Here is a 17,933-nt window from a genome sequence, read left to right as displayed (position 1 = left end):
TCCCTGTTCGGTGGAGGATTATTTTATGATTGAAAGATGCCGCGGCCTCAATCGAGGAACGGCAGGTCGAGACCGTGCTCGCGGGCACAGTCGCGGGCGATGTCGTAGCCGGCGTCGGCGTGGCGCATGACGCCGGTCGCCGGGTCGTTCCACAGCACGCGCTCGATGCGCTTGGCCGCCGCGTCGGTGCCGTCGCAGACGATGACGACGCCCGAGTGCTGCGAATAGCCCATGCCGACGCCGCCGCCGTGGTGCAGGCTGACCCAGGTGGCGCCGCCGGCGGTGTTGAGCAGGGCGTTGAGCAGCGGCCAGTCGGATACGGCGTCGGAGCCGTCGAGCATGGCTTCCGTCTCGCGGTTGGGGCTGGCGACGGAGCCCGAGTCCAGGTGGTCGCGGCCGATGACGACGGGCGCCTTCAGCTCGCCGCTCTTCACCATTTCGTTGAAGGCGAGGCCGAGGCGGTGGCGCTGGCCGAGGCCGACCCAGCAGATGCGCGCCGGCAGGCCCTGGAAGTGGATGCGCTCGCGCGCCATGTCGAGCCAGGTGTGCAGGTGCGGATCGTCGGGGATCAGCTCCTTCACCTTCTGGTCGGTCTTGTAGATGTCCTCCGGGTCGCCCGACAGCGCCGCCCAGCGGAACGGACCAATGCCCTTGCAGAACAGCGGCCGGATGTAGGCGGGCACGAAGCCGGGAAAGTCGAAGGCGTTCTCCAGCCCTTCGTCCTGCGCCATCTGGCGGATGTTGTTGCCGTAGTCGAAGGTGGGCACGCCCATGGCGTGGAAGTCCAGCATGGCCTGGACGTGGACCTTCATGGACTGCTTGGCGGCCTTGGCGACGCTCTTCGGGTCGCTCTCGCGCGCCGCTTCCCACTGCTCCAGCGTCCAGCCGGCGGGCAGGTAGCCGTTGACCGGGTCGTGGGCGCTGGTCTGGTCGGTGACGCCGTCGGGGCGGACGCCGCGCTTCACCAGGTCGGGGAAGACCTCGGCGGCATTGCCGAGCAGGCCGATGGACACGGCCTTGCCGGTCGCCTTGGCTTCTTCGAGCCACGCCAGGGCCTCGTCGAGGCTCGCGGTGCTGCGGTCGAGGTAGCCGGTGCGCAGGCGCATGTCGATGCGGCTCGGCTGGCACTCGACGGCCAGCATGCTGGCACCGGCCATGGTGGCGGCCAGCGGCTGCGCGCCGCCCATGCCGCCGAGGCCGCCGGTGAGGATCCACCGCCCGGTCAGGTCGCCGCCGTAGTGCTGGCGGCCCATTTCCACGAAGGTCTCATAGGTGCCCTGCACGATGCCCTGGCTGCCGATGTAGATCCACGAGCCGGCCGTCATCTGGCCGTACATCATCAGGCCCTTGCGGTCGAGTTCGTGGAAATGATCCCAGGTCGCCCAGTGCGGCACCAGATTGGAATTGGCGATGAGCACGCGCGGCGCATCGACGTGGGTGCGGAACACGCCGACCGGCTTGCCGGACTGCACCAGCAGGGTCTGGTCGTCCTCCAGCCGGCGCAGGGCGTCGACGATGCGGTCGAAGCAGTCCCAGTTGCGCGCCGCCCGCCCGATGCCGCCATAGACCACCAGTTCCTGCGGCCGCTCGGCCACGTCGGGGTCGAGGTTGTTCATCAGCATGCGCAGCGGCGCCTCGGTGAGCCAGCTCTTGCACGTCAGGTCCGTGCCCTTGGGGCTGCGGATGACGCGGGCGTTGTCGAGGCGGGACGTGTCGGTCATGGACGGGGGTCTCCCTGATCGCGTTCTTCGTGGTGTTCGTGGTGTCTGTCAAAGGGCCTGCATCAGCGGCACCGCGCCGGGCTGGGCGCGGAACCAGGTGCCGAGGCGGAAGCGGGTGCCGGGATGGACCATCACCACCAGCGTCACTACCTTGCCCTGCACCCAGGTGCGGCGGGTCAGCCGCAGGCAGGGCTCGGTGGTGGTGATGCCGAGCAGCTTGGCCGCGCCCGCCCCCGGCAGCGCCGCCTCGATGACGTGTTCCACGTCGGGCGCGCCGTAGAGGCCGGTGAGGTAGGCGGTGGTGGTGATGCGGGCGAAATCCTGGTCGAGGTAGCGCGGCGCCATCTCGGGGTTGACCCAGCGTTCCTCGTACTGGATGGGCACGTCGTTTTCGCAGTGGATGACGACGGAATGGAACAGCCGCGCCCCCTCCGGCAGGTTGAACTGGCGCGCCAGCGGCGCGTCGGCCGGCACCGCCGTCAGCCGCTCCACCCGCGCCGAGTGGCGGTTGCCGCGCTCGGCGATGTCGTCGGCGATGGACTTCAGCTCGACGATGGAGACGCTCGGCCGCCGCTCGGCGACGAAGGTGCCGACGCCCTGCACGCGGCTGAGCAGCCCTTCCTCCTGCAACTCGCGCAGGGCCCGGTGGACGGTCATGCGGCTGACCTTGAACTCCTCCAGCAACCGGTGTTCCGACGGCACCTGATAACCCTCGGGCCACTCGCCGGAGAGGATGCGGCTGCGGATGGAGTCCTTGATGCGGCGGTAGAGCGCCTGGGTCATGACGTCCGCGGCTCCCGCACGGCGCCGCCGTTGACCACCGCGGCGCAGGGGTTGAAGCCGACCATGTAGGCGAGTTCCGCCGGCGACCCGATGCGCCACAGCGCCATGTCGGCGCGCAGGCCCTCGCGCAGCTCGCCGCGGTCGGATAGGCCGAGGGCGCGGGCGGCATGGCGGGTGACGCCGGCGAGCGCCTCTTCCGGCGTCAGGCGGAACAGGGTGCAGGCCATGTTGACCATGAGCAGCAGAGACGTGACGGGCGCCGTGCCGGGATTGCAGTCGGTGGCGACGGCCATGGGGACGCCGTGGCGGCGCAGCAGATCCATGGGCGGCAGCTTGGTCTCGCGCAGCACGTAGAAGGCCCCCGGCAGCAGCACGGCGACGACGCCCGCCTCTGCCATGGCCTTCACGCCGGCCTCGTCCAGGTGCTCGATGTGGTCGGCCGACAGGCCGCCGTATTCCGCCACCAGCGCCGCGCCGCCCAAGTTGGACAGTTGCTCGGCGTGCAGTTTCACCGGCAGGCCGAGGCCCTTGGCGGTATCGAACACCCGGCGGGTCTGGGCGGCGGAGAAGCCGATGCCCTCGCAGAAGGCATCCACCGCATCGGCGACCCCGGCCTCGGCGGCGGCGGGCAGCATCTCACGGCACACCAGATCGACGTAGCCGTCGGGGTCGTCCTTGAACTCGGGCGGCACCGCATGGGCGCCGAGGAAGGTGGTGCGCACCGCCACCGGCCGCAGGGCGGAAAGCCGACGGGCGGCGCGCAGCATGCGCAGCTCGGTGTCCGTTTCCAGGCCGTAGCCGGACTTGATCTCGACAGTCGTCACGCCTTCCGCCAGCAGGGCGTCGAGGCGCGGCAGGGCGCCGGCGACCAGCGCGTCCTCGTCGGCGGCGCGGGTGGCGCGCACGGTGGAGACGATGCCGCCGCCGGCCCGGGCGATCTCCTCGTAGGTGGCGCCTTCGAGTCGCAGTTCGAACTCGCGGGCGCGGTTGCCGGCGTAGACCAGATGAGTGTGGCAGTCGACCAGCCCCGGCGTCAGCCACCCGCTCTGCCCTTCGTGGACGGTGGTGGCGAGCGACTCGGGCGCAGCCTCCAGGTCGGCGCGACGGCCGACGAAGGCGATGCGGCCGTCCTTCACCGCCACGGCGGCGTCCGCGATGGCGCCGTAGGGCGCGCCGCCCGCCGTCATGGTGGCGGCGTTGACGTCGATCCACAGGCTGTCCCAGCGGGGCGCGGCGGTCATGGCGGCTCACCTCCTGTCGCGGCCGATCCGCCTCAAGACTGAGCACCGGGATCGGCCTTGCCATCGTTGTCTGAACTTGTATAGGCTTGCCTATAATATCGGGAGGGCGCCCATGCGCAAACTGTTTTTCCCGCGGGCCCTGCTGGCGGACGGCTGGGCCGAGGCGGTCGAGATGACGGTCGGCGACGACGGCCGCATCGCCAAGATCGAGTCCGGTGCTCAACCATCGCCGGAGGCCGAGCGGCTGGACGGCGTCGCCGTGCCGGGCATCCCCAACCTGCACAGCCACGCCCACCAGCGCGCCATCGCCGGGCGCGGCGAGCGCTCGGGCGCCGGGTCGGACAGCTTCTGGAGCTGGCGCGAGGCCATGTACACGGCGGTCGCCGGCATGGACCCCGACGCCTTCGAGGCGGTGGCGACGCAGCTTTACATCGAGATGCTGAAGGCCGGCTTCACCGCCGTCGGCGAATTCCACTACCTGCACCACGACCAGGACGGCACCCCCTACGCCGACCGGGCGGAGATGGCGCACCGGGCGGTGGCGGCGGCGCGGGCGGCGGGCCTGCCCATGACGCTGCTGCCGGTGTTCTATGCAGCCTCGGGCTTCGGCGGCACGCCGCCCACCGCCGGGCAGTGCCGCTTCGTCCACGACCTGGACGGCTTCCAGGCCCTGACCGCGGACCTGCGCGCGACCTATGCCGATGCCGACGACGTGGTGGTCGGCATCGCGCCCCACTCCCTGCGCGCCGTGCCCGCCCGCGAGCTTCAGGCGCTGGTGGCGGCCACCCCCGAAGGCCCCATCCACATCCACATCGCCGAACAGACGCGCGAGGTGGACGACTGCCTCGACCACACCGGCCACCGCCCCGTCGCCTGGCTGCTGGAGAACCTGCCGGTGGACGAGCGCTGGTGCCTGATCCACGCCACCCACGTCACGCCGCCGGAAGTGGCCGGCATGGCGGCGCGCGGCTGCGTCGTCGGCCTGTGCCCGACCACCGAGGCCAACCTGGGCGACGGCTTCTTCCCGGCGGAGGACTTCCAGCGTGCCGGCGGGCGCTTCGGCATCGGGTCGGACAGCCACATCTCCGTCAGTCCGGTCGAGGACCTGCGCTGGCTGGAGTACGGCGCCCGCCTGACCACCCGCCGCCGCACCGTGCTGGCCGGCGGGCCCGAGCGCGCCACCGGCCGCATGCTCCTGGAGGCCGCTGCCACCGGCGGGGCGCAGGCCTGCGGCCTGGAGGCCGGCAGCCTCGCCGTCGGCCGCCGCGCCGACGTGGTGGTGCTCGACGACGCCCACCCGCTCCTCGCCGCCCGCTCGGGCGACGCCCTGCTCGACGGCTGGATCTTCGCCGGCAACGCCGCGCTCGTCCGCCATGTCTGCATCGCCGGCCGCACCGTCGTGCGCGACGGCCGCCATCCGCTCGAAGAGCAGGCGGCCCGCCGGTTCACGTCCGTTCTCGAAAGGCTCTTCGCGTGACCGACAGCATCACCCTCGTCCCCGGCGGTCTCACCCTCGACGTCCTGCGCCGCATCTACTTCGACGCGGTGCCGCTGACACTGCCACCCGACGCCCACGATCGCATGGCCGCCTCGCGCGCCCTGGTGGAGCGCATCGCCGCCAGCGACACCGCCGTCTATGGCATCAACACCGGCTTCGGCAAGCTGGCGCAGAGCCGCATCGCCCCGGAAGACCTCGACCGCCTGCAGCGCAACCTGATCCTGTCGCACGCGACGGGCGTCGGCGCGCCCATGGCGGACGGCGTCGTGCGCCTCATCCTGGCGTCGAAGGTGGCGAGCCTCTGCGTCGGCGCCTCCGGCGTGCGGCCGGAGCTGGTGGAAGCCCTGCTGCGGCTCTACTCCGCCGGTGCCCTGCCGGTGATCCCGGCCAAGGGCTCGGTCGGCGCCTCGGGCGATCTGGCGCCGCTCGCCCACATGACCGGCGTGCTGCTCGGCATCGGCGAGGTGCGGCTGAACGGCGCCATCGTGCCCGCCGCCGAGGGCCTCGCCGCCGCCGGCCTCGACCCCTTCGACCTGAAGGCAAAGGAAGGGCTCGCGCTCATCAACGGCACCCAGGTCTCGACGGCGCTGGCGCTCGCCGGGCTGTTCGAGATCGAGCGCTGCTTCGCCGCCGCCATGGTCTCCGGCGCGCTGTCGGTGGAAGCGGTGAAGGGCAGCCACAAGCCCTTCGACGCCCGCATCTCCGCCCTGCGCGGCCAGCCGGGGCAGATCGCCGTCGCCGGCGCCTTCCGCGCCATGCTGGCCGGCAGCCCGCTCAATGCCAGCCACCAGGGCGACGCCTGCGACCGCGTGCAGGACCCCTATTCCCTGCGCTGCCAGCCGCAGGTCATGGGCGCCATCCTCGACCAGATGCGCATGGCCGCCCGCACGCTGTGCATCGAGGCCAACGGCGTGACCGACAACCCGCTGGTGCTGACCGACACCGGCGAGGTCATCTCGGGCGGCAACTTCCACGCCGAGCCGGTCGCCATGGCCGCCGACCAGCTTGCCATCGCGGCGTCGGAGATCGGGGCGCTGGCGGAACGGCGCATCGCCATGCTCATCGACGCCTCCATCAGCGGCCTGCCGCCCTTCCTGGTGGCGGAGCCGGGGTTGAATTCCGGGTTCATGATCGCCCATGTCACGGCGGCGGCGCTGGCGAGCGAGAACAAGACCCTCGCCCACCCGGCCAGCGTCGACAGCCTGCCGACCAGCGCCAACCAGGAGGACCACGTCAGCATGGCCACCTTCGCGGCCCGCCGCCTCGCCGACATCGCCGGCAACGTGGCCGACATCGTCGGCATCGAGCTGCTGGCGGCGGCGCAGGGGCTGGAGTTCCACCGGCCGCTGCGCACGTCCGCGCGGCTGGAGGACGCGCTGGCGGTCGTCCGCGCCCGCGTGCCGCGCTACGAGGTCGACCGCTACTTCGCGCCCGATCTGCAAGCCGTCGGCGCCCTGGTGCGCGGCGGCGGGCTGAGAGCCTTCGTGCCCCTCACCCTGGAGGAGACGCCATGACCGACGGCGACGTCTACACCCTGGTGCGCGGCGACGGGCCGCTGGTGCTCAGCATCCCCCATTGCGGGACGGAGCTGGCGCCCGGCCTTGCCGACCGCCTGACCGACGAAGCCCTGACCCTGCGTGACACCGACTGGCACGTGCCGCGGCTCTACGACTTCGCCGTCGAGCTGGGCGCCACCATCGTCGCCGCGCGCTACTCGCGCTACGTGGTCGACCTCAACCGGCCGTCCACCGGCGAGAGCCTCTATCCCGGCCAGGCCACCACGGGCCTCTGCCCGACCACCCTGTTCGACGGCAGCCCCCTCTACCGCGACGGCGCCGAACCGGACGCCGACGAGGTGGCGGCGCGGGTAGATCGCTACTGGCGGCCCTACCACGACACCCTGGCGGCGGAGATCGCCCGGGTGAAGGCACGCCACGGCCGGGCGCTGCTCTACGACGCCCATTCCATCCGCTCGCAGGTGCCGCGGCTGTTCGAGGGGCGGCTGGCCGACCTCAACCTCGGCACCGCCCGCGGCACTTCCTGCCCCGAGCCGCTGCGGTTGAAACTGGCGGCGGTGATCGCCGAGGCCGAGGACGACGGCTTCACCGGCGTGGTCGACGGCCGTTTCGTCGGCGGCCACATCACCCGCCACTACGGCCGCCCGGCCGAAGGCGTCTATGCCGTGCAGATGGAGCTGGCGCAGGACCGCTACATGGACGAAAGCGGCCCGCCCTTCGCCTACCTGCCCGACCGCGCCGACCGCCTGCGCCCGCATCTGCGGCGGCTGCTGGAGGTGATGGCGGCCTGGGGATGAAAAAAGTTCGGCGGCGTGTCACGCGGGGGCACGCCGCCTCGTCTTCCTGCTGCAACCCCACAGCACACACGGGAGACACACCCCAATGCAGCCCCGCATGAACTACTTCGGCGTCGCGCCCAAGGCCCTGCAGCCCATGCTCGAGATGGAGAAGGCCTGCCGCGCCAGCGGGCTCGACCACAGCCTCTACGAGCTGGTGAAGATCCGCGCCTCGCAGATCAACGGCTGCGCCTTCTGCATCCATATGCACACCAACGAGGCCCGCGCCCACGGCGAGACCGACGACCGCATGCACCTGCTGGCGGCGTGGCCGGAATCGCCGCTGTTCTCCCCGCGCGAGCGGGCGGCCCTGGCCTGGACCGAGGCATTGACCCTGGTCAGCCAGACCCACGCGCCCGATGATGTGTACGACGAACTCGGCCGTCACTTCACCGAGGAGGAGATCGTGAAGCTCACCATGATGATCGTCACCATCAACGGGTGGAACCGCCTCTCTGTCGGCTTCCGCAGCATCCACCCGGTGGAGACGGCGAGCGATGCCGCCTGAGGCGGACACGGGCGTCGCCCCCACGACCCTCGACGGCTTCGACTTCGAGGCCGAACGCGGCCGGCTGAAGGGCCTCGCCTATCGCCTGCTCGGCTCGCTCATGGATGCCGAGGACGTGGTGCAGGACGCCTGGCTGCGGTGGCGCAACGCCACCGCAGCCGCCACCGTGGTGGAGACGCCGCGCGCCTACCTGTCCAGCATCGTCACCCGGCTCTGCCTCGACCGGCTGAAGCAGGCGCGGCGGCGGCGGGAGGTCTACGTCGGCCCCTGGCTGCCGGAACCCGTGCTGGAGGACCCGGCGCTGCACACCCTGCCGGCGGAAAAGCTGGCGGGCGAGGTCACCTTCGCCCTCATGCTGGCGCTGGAGCGGCTGTCGCCGCTGGAGCGCGCCGCCTTCATCCTGCACGACGTGTTCGACGTGCCGTTCGACGAGGTTGCCCGCACCCTCGGCCGCAGCGAGGACACCTGCCGCCAGCTCGCCCGCCGCGCCCGTGCCCACGTGGCGGCGGAGCGGCCGCGCTACGCCGTGCCCGACGCCACCGGCGAAGCGGTGGCGGAGGCCTTCCTCTCGGCCGCCCGCAGCGGCGACACGGCCGCCCTCGCCCGCCTGCTGGCGGCGGAGGCGACGCTGCACACCGACGGCGGCGGCCGCAAGGTGGCGGCGCTCAACATCATCCGCGGGGGCGCCAAGGTGCTGCGCTTCTTCGCCGGCCTCGCCCGCAAGCCGACCAGCGCCCCGCCGCGCGAGGAACGCGCCTGCCGCCTCAACGGCCTGCCGGCGCGCCTGACGGTGGAAGCCGACGGCACCCGCCAGGCGACGGCGGTGGAAGTGGTCGACGGGCGGGTGACGGCGGTCTACATCGTCCGCAACCCGGACAAGCTGGCCCGCCTGTGGGAGGGCTGACCGGCCGTCACGAGGGCTGCCCGCCGCTTTGCGGATCGGCCCCCTTGACGGCAGCCAGGAGTTCCTCCGGCGAGAAGGGCTTGCTCAGGAACCCGAGCGGCCGGGCCGGGCCGGCGGCGCGGCGGGCGCCGTCGTCGATGTTGCCGGACACGAACAGGCTGCGCAGGCCGTGGTCGCGCCACAGGCGGGCGGCGAGCGCGATGCCGTCGTCGCCGCCCTGCAGCCGGATGTCCATGAGCACGAAGTCCGGCTGCTCGTCTTCCAGCAGGGCCAGGGCCGTCTCGGCATCGGGCGCGATGCCCACCACGCCCACGCCGGCGTCGGAGAGCACGTCCTCGATGGTCATGGCGATCAGCCAGTCGTCCTCGCACACCAGCACCCGCGGCGCCGCCTCGCCGGCGTAGCGGCCGCGGGCCCGATCGGGGCCGGCGAAGACCGGCCCGACGGAGGGCATCCGTCCCGCGCTGCCGACGACGTCACCGTTCTCCACGCCCGCGCTCTGCATCCCGAACCACCTCCTCATTTCGCGACGGCCGACGGATCGCGGAAGACGACGGTACACCGCGTACCCCCATCGACGTGCATCTCGAACGTTCCACCGGCCGCTCCCACCAGACGACGCACGAGAACGAGCCCGGTTCCGGTGGCCGGCGACGATTTCAAGCCGATGCCGTCGTCTTCCACCTGCAGGCGCAACAGGCCGCGGCCGTCGGCCAGCAGGGCGAGGCGCACGGCGATGCGCCCGGTGGTGCGATCGGGGAAGGCGTACTTCAGGGCGTTGACCAGCAGTTCGTTGACCACCAGGCCGATGAGAAAGGCCGCCTGGGCGCTGATCTCCACCGGCTCGGAGGCGGTGTCGATGGTGATGTGGGGGCGGCCGAAGGCGTTGACGGCACCGCCGACCAGGTTTTCGAGGAACTCCGGCCCGTCGAGCCGCGTCACGTCGCCGCGGTGGTAGAGCAGGCGCTGCACCACGCCCATGGCTTCCACCCGCTGACGCACCGCCGCCAGCGACAGCCGCACCCGGTCGTCGGTCGCCGACCGCTCCGACAGGCCGAGGATGCCTTGCAGGATCTGCAGGTTGTTCTTCACCCGGTGGTTCAGCTCGCGCAGCAGCACCTCCTTCTCGGCCAAGGCGGCCTCCAGGCGGCGGCGGATGCGCTTGTTCTCGGCCAGTTCGGCGTTGAGGCGCACGGTGGTCTCGGTCAGCGCCCGGAAGCGCATCGCCTCCGCCACCTGCAGGCGCAGCAGCAGCCACGGCGTGGCGCGGAGGGTCACGCGGCAGCCCCGCACCGGGCAGGTGAGCGGGGCGTCCTGCGGGCCGCGGAACTCGACGCTGCCCACCAGCGGCCGGCCTGAGCGCGCGAAACCGTCGAGCATGGGCTGCAGCCGGTCCGGCGGCGTCAGCACCAGGGAGGCGAGCGGCCTGCCCTCCGGCGGCGCCACGCCGCTGTCACGGAAGAAGCGGCGGGCGGCGGCGTTGGCGTGATGAACGAGCCCCGCGGCGGTCAGCAGCAGGGCGGGTTCGTCCAGGGCGTCCAGCAGGCGGACGTCATCGCTCATCGGCGGGTGGCCCGAAATACTCGCGGGCGTCGGGGTCGGGATCGTCCTCCGGGACCAGGTGGACGACCACTCGGCACCCGGCATGGCCGCGGGCGATGGTCTCCGTCAGCTCGATGCGGGCGTAGCCCTGGTTCTCGGCGGCGATGTAGCCGAACACGTTGGACGTCATCATGCACAGCGACGGGCGGCCGACCACGCGGTCGCCGAAAGGACAGGCGCGGTTGCCGAAGACGATCCTGATTTCGTCCTCCTCCACCACGTAGAAGTCGCCGTGGATGCGCCGCTTCAGGTCCACCAGCACGTCCGCCACCTGGCGGCGGTCCAGGCGGTCGGTGCCGAGCGCGAGCTTGTACCGGGCGTCGATGTCGCGGCCCATGGCGGCGCCGACGACGCTGATGTAGCCGGCCGCCCCCTCCAGCCCGACGACGTCCTCCAGGGTCGCCGCGAGCTGGCTGACCAGCTGGCGGACGAACCCGTCGCGGTCCAGATCGACGGCGGCCTCGGCGGCTTCGGTCATGGCGCGGCTCCCGTTGCGGCTGTGGCGAGGATGCTCACAAACGCACAGGCCGCACCCGGCGTTCGGGTGCGGCCTGCGGTGCCGTTTGTGGTAACCGCCGCCGTCAGGCGACGCGGCGCAGGCCCTTGCCGCCGCGGGCGAACTCCACGAAGGGACGGTCGGACTTCTGGATGTGGAACTTCAGCCAGTCGGCCGTGTACTCGAAGAAGGCGTTGACCGCCGCCGGGTCGTCGCCCTCGAGGTCGCCGTCGAACCGCGCCATGCGCTCGAGCAGGTCCTGGTGCTGGCGCCGGTGTTCGGCGAGGCCGGCATAGCCCTTGGCCGTCATCTCGGCCTCTTCCTCGCTGAAGTGCTTGGCCATTTCCGCCTTCATCTTGGCGAACATGGTCCTGGCGGCGGCGCGGCCGTCGCCGTGCAGCATCTCGCCGGCGAAGCGGTTCAGTTCCTGGATGATGGCGCGGTGGTGCTCGTCGATGGCGTGCACCCCGATGATCATGTCGTCGGTCCACTCCAGCAGCTTGATGTCGGCCTTGTCGGCGCGGACCTGGGCGATGAAGCGGGTCACCTCGTCCTTCAGGCGGCCGGCCTGACGCGACAGATCGCTGGAGGAATCGGCGATGCGGCCGGCGGCGGTGCCGGTTTCGGCGGCGGCCGTTTCCACCTGCACGATGCTGCGCGACACCTCCTTGGTGCCCTGCGAGGTCTGGTCGACGCTGCGGGCGATTTCCGCCGTCGCGGCGTTCTGCTCCTCCACCGCCGCCGAGACGGCGACCGAGATTTCCGACATGCGGTCGATGACCTTGTTGATGGACTGGATGGCCTCCACCGCGCGGCGCGTGCCGGCCTGCACGGACTCGATGCTGCCGGAGATCTGTTCGGTGGCGCGTGCGGTCTGGTTGGCGAGGCTCTTGACCTCGTTGGCGACGACCGCGAAGCCCTTGCCCGCCTCGCCGGCGCGCGCCGCCTCGATGGTCGCGTTCAGGGCCAGCAGGTTGGTCTGGCTGGCGATGTCGTTGATGAGGTTGATGACGTCGCCGATCTTCGCCACGTCGTCGGACAGGGCTTCCACGGCCTGCGACGTCGCCTTGGCCTCGCGGTCGGCCTGGGCGGCGATCTCGCGCGACACCGCGACCTGACGGCCGATGTCGGCGCTGGAGGCGGACAGCTCGTCGGCCGCCGAGGCCACCGTCTGCACGTTGACCGAAGCTTCCTCCGCCGCCGCGCTCACGGTGGTGGCCTGGGCGCTGGTGCGCTGGGCGACCGCCGCCATGTCGTTGGCGGACTGGTGCATGGCGCCGGCGGCGCCGGTGAGTTCGTGGGCCACCTCGCCGACCGTCGCCTCCAGGCTGCCGACCAGCTTGCTGAGGGCGGCCTTGCGGTGCGTCTCGGCGCGCACGACCTCCTCCACCTTCTCCTTCTCCATCTGGCGGACGCGGATCAGCTGTTCCTTGAAGTGGCTGACGGAACTGGCCATACGACCGATCTCGTCGCGGCGCTCGGCATAGGGCACGGCGACCTCCAGGTTGCCGTCGGCGAGTTGGCCCATGACGCCGGTCATGGCCATCACCGGCCTGGCGACCAGGCGGTGGATCATGTAGCCGACCAGCCCGATGATCGCCGTCAGCAGCAGCAGCGTCGTCACCACCATGGTGGTGCGGAAGCCGGCCAGCGGTGCGAAGGCGGCGTCGCGGTCGATGGACAGGCCGAGGAACCACGTCACGCCCGGCAGCCCGGTCACCGGCACGAAGGCGACCAGCCGGTCCGGCCCGGCCTCGCGAAGCACGTCGCCGGCGGTGGGCGACAGGCCGGCGCCGGGGAAGGCCTCCGCCAGCGGCTTCATGGTCAGGCCCTGGTCGGGGTGGATGAGCACCGTGCCCTCGCCGTTGACCAGGAAGCCGTGGCCGATGCCGCCGAGGTCGATGCCGCGCACCAGGTCGACGATGGCGTCGAGGCCGATGTCGCCGCCCACCACGCCGGCGGCGTCGGCGCCCTTGCCGACCGGCGCGGTGGCGGTGACGATCAGCTTGCCGGTGGAGGCGTCGACGTAGGGCTCGGTGATGGTGCTGGAGCCGGTGCGCTGGGCGTCCTGGTACCACGGCCGGCTGCGCGGGTCGTAGTCGGCCGGCAGTTCCTCAGGCGGATACATGTACATGCCGCCGTCGCGGCTGCCGAAATAGCTGAACATGAAGCGCGATGCCATGGTCGGCCGGTCGATGAGCTGGCGCACCGCCTCCGGCGCGGGGTCGCGGGCCACGTCGTCGGCCAGGTTCTCGACCAGCGCCAGACGCTGGTTCAGCCAGTTGGCCAGCGCATCGGTGGCGAGGGCACCGCTCTGGCGGACCGTCGATTGCAGAGACCGCGTGATCTCGTCGGCTTGTCGCTGATCGAAGTAGACCGCGAAGGCACCGACCGCCGTCACCACGACGACGGTACAGGCGAGCAGGATCTTGTTTCCGATGCTGAGGGTTTTCATCGCGACCATTCCCTTCCCCAATCGCGCCCACCCGCCCGGCCGAGTCGAGCGGCTTACTCCGAAAGTAAACCCGAACGCGCATCGTAGCAATTGCCCAGGCCGATTCTTTGCCGCCACCAAGAAGATATGACGATTACGAGAACCGTCTTCGGGTTGTGCGATGGACGATTGCGCAGGCAGCAATGGAAGCCGCGAGCGTCTCGCACCTGCACTACGTCTTCTTTCCGGAGAAATAGCCCGACGACCCGCATCCGGTACGGGCGTTGACTCCGTGGGAGCCGGCCCTCCATGTCCGACGGAGCGGATGGTGATCGCCATGTTCGAACTCGTCGTCTACGACTGTCTCGATTCCCTGCGGCGCGGGTGCGAGCTCGTGCGGGCCGGCGAGCTGTCGTTCCAGACGCACCTGCCCGGCGCCCCTTACGCCTACGTCGCCTTCGACTATCTGCAGCGCAACGGCCTGATCTGGCCCATGCACGACGACGGCGCGCCGATCGAGCGCTGGGTGCTGAGCCAGCGCGGCTACGACTACCTGTGCCGCATCGAACTGTGGGTCCACAGCGTGCCCGGCCCCATGCGGCTGCTGGCGCGGTTCGGGCTGTGCGAGGACACCATCGCCCACCTGCCGGCCGCCGCCCCCTACGCCGACGTCTGGCGCGAACTGCACTGATCGGTGGAGGCCGCCCTACGCCTTCTTCGCTGCAGTGCAACAGGGGGTGCCGACGAACGATCCGGCGGCGCCGGGTGTTCCTGCTCGGGCCGTTTCGCGGCGGCCGATCACGCACAGACGGAAGAAGAGAGAGCACATGAAGGGGATCATCCTCGCCGGCGGTTCCGGCACGCGCCTCTACCCCATCACCCAGGCGACGTCCAAACAGCTGCTGCCGGTCTACGACAAGCCGATGATCTATTACCCGCTGTCGACGCTCATGCTGGCGGGCATCCGCGACATCCTGGTCATCACCACGCCGCACGACCAGGCCGCCTTCCGGCACCTGCTGGGCGACGGCAGCCGGTGGGGCATCTCGCTGTCCTACGCCGCGCAGCCGAGCCCCGACGGCCTCGCCCAGGCCTTCGTCATCGGCAAGGATTTCATCGGCGGCGACCGCTGCGCGCTGGTGCTCGGCGACAACATCTTCTACGGCCACGGCCTGACCGAGAAGCTGCGCACCGCCGCCGCCCGCGCCGAGGGCGCCACGGTGTTCGGCTACCGCGTCACCGACCCGGAGCGCTACGGCGTCGTCGCCTTCGACCGCGACGGCCGCGCCACCTCCATCGAGGAGAAACCGAAGGAGCCCAAGTCGTCGTGGGCCGTCACCGGCCTCTATTTCTACGACAACGCCGTGGTCGACATCGCCGCCGACATCCGGCCGAGCGCCCGCGGCGAGCTGGAGATAACCGACGTCAACAACCGCTACCTCGAACGCGGCGCCCTGGCGGTCGAGCAGTTGGGCCGCGGCTTCGCCTGGTTCGACACCGGCACCCACGACAGCCTGGTGGAAAGCGCGGCCTTCGTGCAGACCATCGAGAAGCGCCAGGGCCAGCGCATCGCCGTGCCCGAGGAAATCGCCTTCTACAACGGCTGGATCGACGCCGACGCGCTGGCCGCCCTGGCCGCGCCGCTGGCCAAGAACGGCTATGGGGAGTACTTGCTGCGCCGTGCCGCCGACGCCAAGTTGGGCGTGGCCGACGACCTGGTTCCGGCCTGACCCGGCGGAGGATGCCCGTTCCGTGCCCGTAAACTTGCCCCGATGGACGGGGACGGCGGTGGTGATCGCCGTGTCCGCCCTCTATGTGCTCGGCCCGCCGCCGCCCGAGGGCGAGGCGGCGGGGCTCGGTCTCGACAAGGTGGCGCACGTCGCCGGCTTCGCCACCATCGCCGCCGCCTGGGCGCTGGCCGTCACGCCGCGCCGCCTGCCGCTCGGCTGGCTCGCGCTCGGCGTGCCGCTGCTGCTGGCCGGCGCGTTGGAGATCCTGCAGTCGCTGCGGCCCGAGCGCGAGACGTCGTTCGGCGACGTCGCCGCCAACCTCGCCGGCATCGCCCTCGGCGTCGCCGCCGCCTGGATTCTGCGCCGCCGTCGCCGCCGTGTTTCCGGCATCGGCGAAGCGGCGGAATAGCCGCAACACCACGGTCGAAGGCCTTACGACGCCTTCCTTTTTCACCGCCGCGCGCGGACGCGCCGATGCTTTACAACGCCACGGCGCGCCCGTATCGTGAGCGGGAACCGCAGAAGGACATTTCGATGCGCTTCGGCCCACCGGTCGCGCGGCATTGCCTGCCCCCCTCCTCCGCCCCCCACCAGCCGGATTCCCGCTCCCGCCGCCGCCTCGCCGCAGGCACCGCCGGGCTCGCCGTGCTGCTGGCCGCCGCGCCCGCCGGCGCGCAGGTGTTCGAGCTGGACGCCACCGCCAGCACCAAGCTGGAGGCCCAGGACAACGTCCTGCGCCTGCCCGACGGCGTCGAGCCGGGCGGCGACCGCAGCAAGTCGGACTTCAGCCATACCTACGGGCTGGACGTGAACGGCGCCGCCAACTTCGGCCTGCAGCGCCTGTTCGTCGACGGCTCCGTCGAGCGCACCATGTACGTCGAGAACGACCTGCTCGACCGCACCAACAGTTCCGTCGAAGGCGGCCTGGAGTGGAGCGTCACCACCGCCTGCAACGGCGTCGTGAAGGCCGGCTACTCCGAGCGCCAGACCGACCTGTCGGAACTGCTGGAAATCGTCAGCAACACCCAGACCACCACCTCCTTCCGGGCCGAGGCCGGCTGCCGCATCGCCGCCTACTATCGTCCCGAAGTGGCGGTCTTCGCCCGCAAGACCGAGAACGAGCTGGAAAGCCGCGCCCTGGCCGACGTCGAGGAACGCGGCATCACGGGCCGCTTCCTCTACGTGCGTCCCGAATTCTCGGCGGCCGGCGTGGAAGTGACCTACACCCAGCGCGAATACCCCAACCGCGCGCGCGTCGACCCGAGCTTCACCGACGACGTGACGCAGATCGACACCAAGCTGCTGCTCCGCCGTCGCCTGACCGGCAAGGCGGAGGCCGAATTCGGCGTCGGCGCCTCGCAGCTGGGCGGCGCCATCGATGCCGGCCCCTACGTCATCTACAACGCCCAGCTGACGTGGGACATCACGCCCATCCTGGCGATGACGGCCAACGTCGGCCGCGCCGTCAGCGGCTCCGACGTGGTGGTTTCCGACCTGCGCGTCGATCATTTCGGCATCATCGACCTCACCTACACCCTTTCCCCCAAGGTCGACCTGACGGGCGAGATCGCCTACTTCGATCGGACGTACGAGAACTACTCGCCGGTGGTGGGCGACCGCACGGATCAGGCGCTGGAACTGGAGTTGGGCGCCGGCTGGGAAGCCTACGACAACATCCGCCTGTTCGCGGAATACGGGTACAAGACCCAGGACTCCAACATAGAACGAGCACAATTCGACGCGCATCGTGTAACCACCGGCCTCGCCATTTCGTTCTAACAGGCCCGTCACGGACCAACCTGTTAGAGCGGAGCGGCGATTCCCATGCCGATGCGCATTCTTTTCGTGCTTGCGACCCTGGTCGCCCTGGCCCTGCCCCTCGTCGGGACGCAGGCCGCCGAACCCGGTACTTCCGAAGCGGAAACCCCCCACGTCCTGGTGCCTTCCGACGTGGTCGTCTTCCGGGTTCTCAACCAGCCCGACCTCGATACCGAGGTGCGGGTCGATCCCTCGGGCCGCGTGGCCTTCCCCTACGTCGGCCTCGTCGAGGTCTCCGGCCTGACCACCCAGGAAGCCGCCGACCTCATCGGCCGCCGCCTGCGTGAGGCCGGCATCATCAACCGGCCGGAGGTCGTCGCCTCCATGGTGGGCTTCGGCTCCACCGCCTCGGTGCTCGGCGCCGTCAACTCCCCCGGTGTCTATACGCTCGACCGGCCGACCCGGCTGACGCAGATTCTCGCCCGCGCCGGCGGGGTCTCGCCGGTGGCCGGCAACACCATCACCCTGCGCCGCACCGAAGAGGACGGGACGGTGCGCGTCCAGACCTTCGACCTGCGCACGCTGCTCGACGCCCCGACGACCGACCAGAACCTGCTGGTGCGCAACAACGACGAGGTCTACATCCCCGACGCCCCCGTGTTCTATCTTTACGGCAACGTGAACGCTCCTGGCGCGTACCCCATCAGGCGCCCGCTGACGGTTCAGCAGGCCCTGGCCGTGGGCGGCGGCATCACCGAGATCGGCTCCGAGAGCCGCATCCGGATCCGCCGCGAAAACGCCGCCGGCGTCGTCGAAGAGTATCGGGCCGAACTGGACGACCCGATCCAGCCCTTCGACACGATCCAGGTACCCGAACGCATCTTCTAATTCAGCGGGGACCCCTG

General features: G+C 70.9%; 17 protein-coding genes. 10 read left to right on the top strand and 7 right to left on the bottom strand.

Features of this window, described 5'->3' with window-relative positions; all coding sequences use genetic code 11:
- Positions 1-47: 47 nt before the first annotated feature.
- From hutU to hutI, 3 genes are read right to left on the bottom strand one after another with little or no spacing between them, the layout of a single operon-like run.
- Positions 48-1,721: a urocanate hydratase gene (gene hutU, locus CRP50_RS22125; protein ID WP_097281379.1), complete on the bottom strand. Its 1,674-nt coding sequence runs from the start codon at positions 1,719-1,721 to the stop codon at positions 48-50.
- A 48-nt stretch (positions 1,722-1,769) separates the two neighbouring features.
- Complete coding sequence (gene hutC / locus CRP50_RS22120; protein ID WP_097281378.1) at positions 1,770-2,504, bottom strand: histidine utilization repressor; 735 nt, start codon at positions 2,502-2,504, stop codon at positions 1,770-1,772.
- Complete coding sequence (gene hutI, locus CRP50_RS22115) at positions 2,501-3,745, bottom strand: imidazolonepropionase (protein WP_097281377.1); 1,245 nt, start codon at positions 3,743-3,745, stop codon at positions 2,501-2,503. Before hutI ends, hutC begins: the two co-directional genes overlap by 4 nt.
- 112 nt (positions 3,746-3,857) lie before the next feature.
- Between hutI and CRP50_RS22110 the strand changes: the two genes are divergently transcribed.
- The 5 genes from CRP50_RS22110 to sigJ all read left to right on the top strand — a co-directional run bounded on the left by CRP50_RS22110 (position 3,858) and on the right by sigJ (position 9,008).
- Positions 3,858-5,222, top strand: a complete 1,365-nt coding sequence (locus CRP50_RS22110; protein WP_097281376.1) for a formimidoylglutamate deiminase — start codon at positions 3,858-3,860, stop codon at positions 5,220-5,222.
- Positions 5,219-6,757, top strand: coding sequence for a histidine ammonia-lyase (hutH, locus tag CRP50_RS22105; protein WP_097281375.1), 1,539 nt, complete (start codon positions 5,219-5,221; stop codon positions 6,755-6,757). The genes CRP50_RS22110 and hutH overlap by 4 nt, the downstream gene beginning before the upstream one ends.
- Positions 6,754-7,557 carry an N-formylglutamate deformylase gene (hutG, locus tag CRP50_RS22100; protein ID WP_097281374.1) on the top strand — a complete coding sequence of 268 codons (804 nt, stop codon included), beginning with the start codon at positions 6,754-6,756 and terminating at the stop codon, positions 7,555-7,557. Before hutH ends, hutG begins: the two co-directional genes overlap by 4 nt.
- A gap of 85 nt (positions 7,558-7,642) precedes the next feature.
- Entirely contained in the window at positions 7,643-8,104 is a 462-nt protein-coding gene (locus tag CRP50_RS22095; protein ID WP_097281373.1) for a carboxymuconolactone decarboxylase family protein, read from the top strand.
- Positions 8,094-9,008, top strand: coding sequence for an RNA polymerase sigma factor SigJ (gene sigJ / locus CRP50_RS22090; protein ID WP_097281372.1), 915 nt, complete (start codon positions 8,094-8,096; stop codon positions 9,006-9,008). Before CRP50_RS22095 ends, sigJ begins: the two co-directional genes overlap by 11 nt.
- A gap of 7 nt (positions 9,009-9,015) precedes the next feature.
- On the opposite strand, the gene CRP50_RS22085 is transcribed toward sigJ, so the two are convergent.
- From CRP50_RS22085 to CRP50_RS22070, 4 genes are all read right to left on the bottom strand, one after another.
- Positions 9,016-9,513, bottom strand: coding sequence for a response regulator (locus CRP50_RS22085; protein ID WP_176525307.1), 498 nt, complete (start codon positions 9,511-9,513; stop codon positions 9,016-9,018).
- 14 nt (positions 9,514-9,527) lie between these two features.
- Positions 9,528-10,571 (bottom strand): sensor histidine kinase, encoded by a 1,044-nt coding sequence (locus tag CRP50_RS22080; protein ID WP_176525306.1) that lies wholly within the window; start codon positions 10,569-10,571, stop codon positions 9,528-9,530.
- Positions 10,561-11,088 carry a methanogen output domain 1-containing protein gene (locus tag CRP50_RS22075; RefSeq protein WP_097281369.1) on the bottom strand — a complete coding sequence of 176 codons (528 nt, stop codon included), beginning with the start codon at positions 11,086-11,088 and terminating at the stop codon, positions 10,561-10,563. The genes CRP50_RS22080 and CRP50_RS22075 overlap by 11 nt, the downstream gene beginning before the upstream one ends.
- Before the next feature lie 103 nt (positions 11,089-11,191).
- A complete protein-coding gene (locus CRP50_RS22070) occupies positions 11,192-13,561 on the bottom strand; it encodes a bacteriohemerythrin (protein WP_176525305.1) in 2,370 nt (789 codons plus the stop codon).
- Positions 13,562-13,877: 316 nt separating this feature from the next.
- On the opposite strand from CRP50_RS22070, the gene CRP50_RS22065 reads away from it, so the two are divergent.
- The 5 genes from CRP50_RS22065 to CRP50_RS22050 all read left to right on the top strand — a co-directional run bounded on the left by CRP50_RS22065 (position 13,878) and on the right by CRP50_RS22050 (position 17,916).
- Entirely contained in the window at positions 13,878-14,231 is a 354-nt protein-coding gene (locus CRP50_RS22065; RefSeq protein ID WP_097281367.1) for a hypothetical protein, read from the top strand.
- Between the two features lie 136 nt (positions 14,232-14,367).
- Positions 14,368-15,270 (top strand): glucose-1-phosphate thymidylyltransferase RfbA, encoded by a 903-nt coding sequence (gene rfbA / locus CRP50_RS22060; protein WP_097281366.1) that lies wholly within the window; start codon positions 14,368-14,370, stop codon positions 15,268-15,270.
- Positions 15,271-15,331: 61 nt separating this feature from the next.
- Complete coding sequence (locus CRP50_RS25700) at positions 15,332-15,679, top strand: VanZ family protein (RefSeq protein ID WP_176525304.1); 348 nt, start codon at positions 15,332-15,334, stop codon at positions 15,677-15,679.
- A 125-nt stretch (positions 15,680-15,804) separates the two neighbouring features.
- Positions 15,805-17,049, top strand: a complete 1,245-nt coding sequence (locus tag CRP50_RS22055) for an outer membrane beta-barrel protein (RefSeq protein ID WP_176525303.1) — start codon at positions 15,805-15,807, stop codon at positions 17,047-17,049.
- A 45-nt stretch (positions 17,050-17,094) separates the two neighbouring features.
- On the top strand, positions 17,095-17,916 hold the full coding sequence (locus tag CRP50_RS22050; protein ID WP_097281364.1) for an SLBB domain-containing protein: 822 nt from the start codon (positions 17,095-17,097) through the stop codon (positions 17,914-17,916).
- The last annotated feature ends 17 nt before the right edge of the window (positions 17,917-17,933 follow it).

This window comes from Caenispirillum bisanense, from assembly GCF_900230255.1.
In the GTDB taxonomy this organism is placed as follows: Bacteria; Pseudomonadota; Alphaproteobacteria; order Rhodospirillales; family Rhodospirillaceae; genus Caenispirillum; species Caenispirillum bisanense_A.
This window is presented reverse-complemented; position numbering and strand designations above follow the sequence as displayed.

Coding starts and splice junctions, on each gene's coding strand:
- CRP50_RS22070 (WP_176525305.1), bottom strand. CDS start 13,561: ATGAAAACCCTCAGCATCGGAAACAAGATCCTGCTCGCCTGTACCGTC.
- CRP50_RS22065 (WP_097281367.1), top strand. CDS start 13,878: ATGTTCGAACTCGTCGTCTACGACTGTCTCGATTCCCTGCGGCGCGGG.
- CRP50_RS22050 (WP_097281364.1), top strand. CDS start 17,095: ATGCCGATGCGCATTCTTTTCGTGCTTGCGACCCTGGTCGCCCTGGCC.
- hutG (WP_097281374.1), top strand. CDS start 6,754: ATGACCGACGGCGACGTCTACACCCTGGTGCGCGGCGACGGGCCGCTG.
- CRP50_RS22080 (WP_176525306.1), bottom strand. CDS start 10,571: ATGAGCGATGACGTCCGCCTGCTGGACGCCCTGGACGAACCCGCCCTG.
- rfbA (WP_097281366.1), top strand. CDS start 14,368: ATGAAGGGGATCATCCTCGCCGGCGGTTCCGGCACGCGCCTCTACCCC.
- CRP50_RS22085 (WP_176525307.1), bottom strand. CDS start 9,513: ATGCAGAGCGCGGGCGTGGAGAACGGTGACGTCGTCGGCAGCGCGGGA.
- hutC (WP_097281378.1), bottom strand. CDS start 2,504: ATGACCCAGGCGCTCTACCGCCGCATCAAGGACTCCATCCGCAGCCGC.
- CRP50_RS22075 (WP_097281369.1), bottom strand. CDS start 11,088: ATGACCGAAGCCGCCGAGGCCGCCGTCGATCTGGACCGCGACGGGTTC.
- CRP50_RS22095 (WP_097281373.1), top strand. CDS start 7,643: ATGCAGCCCCGCATGAACTACTTCGGCGTCGCGCCCAAGGCCCTGCAG.
- CRP50_RS22055 (WP_176525303.1), top strand. CDS start 15,805: ATGCGCTTCGGCCCACCGGTCGCGCGGCATTGCCTGCCCCCCTCCTCC.
- hutI (WP_097281377.1), bottom strand. CDS start 3,745: ATGACCGCCGCGCCCCGCTGGGACAGCCTGTGGATCGACGTCAACGCC.
- CRP50_RS22110 (WP_097281376.1), top strand. CDS start 3,858: ATGCGCAAACTGTTTTTCCCGCGGGCCCTGCTGGCGGACGGCTGGGCC.
- sigJ (WP_097281372.1), top strand. CDS start 8,094: ATGCCGCCTGAGGCGGACACGGGCGTCGCCCCCACGACCCTCGACGGC.
- hutU (WP_097281379.1), bottom strand. CDS start 1,721: ATGACCGACACGTCCCGCCTCGACAACGCCCGCGTCATCCGCAGCCCC.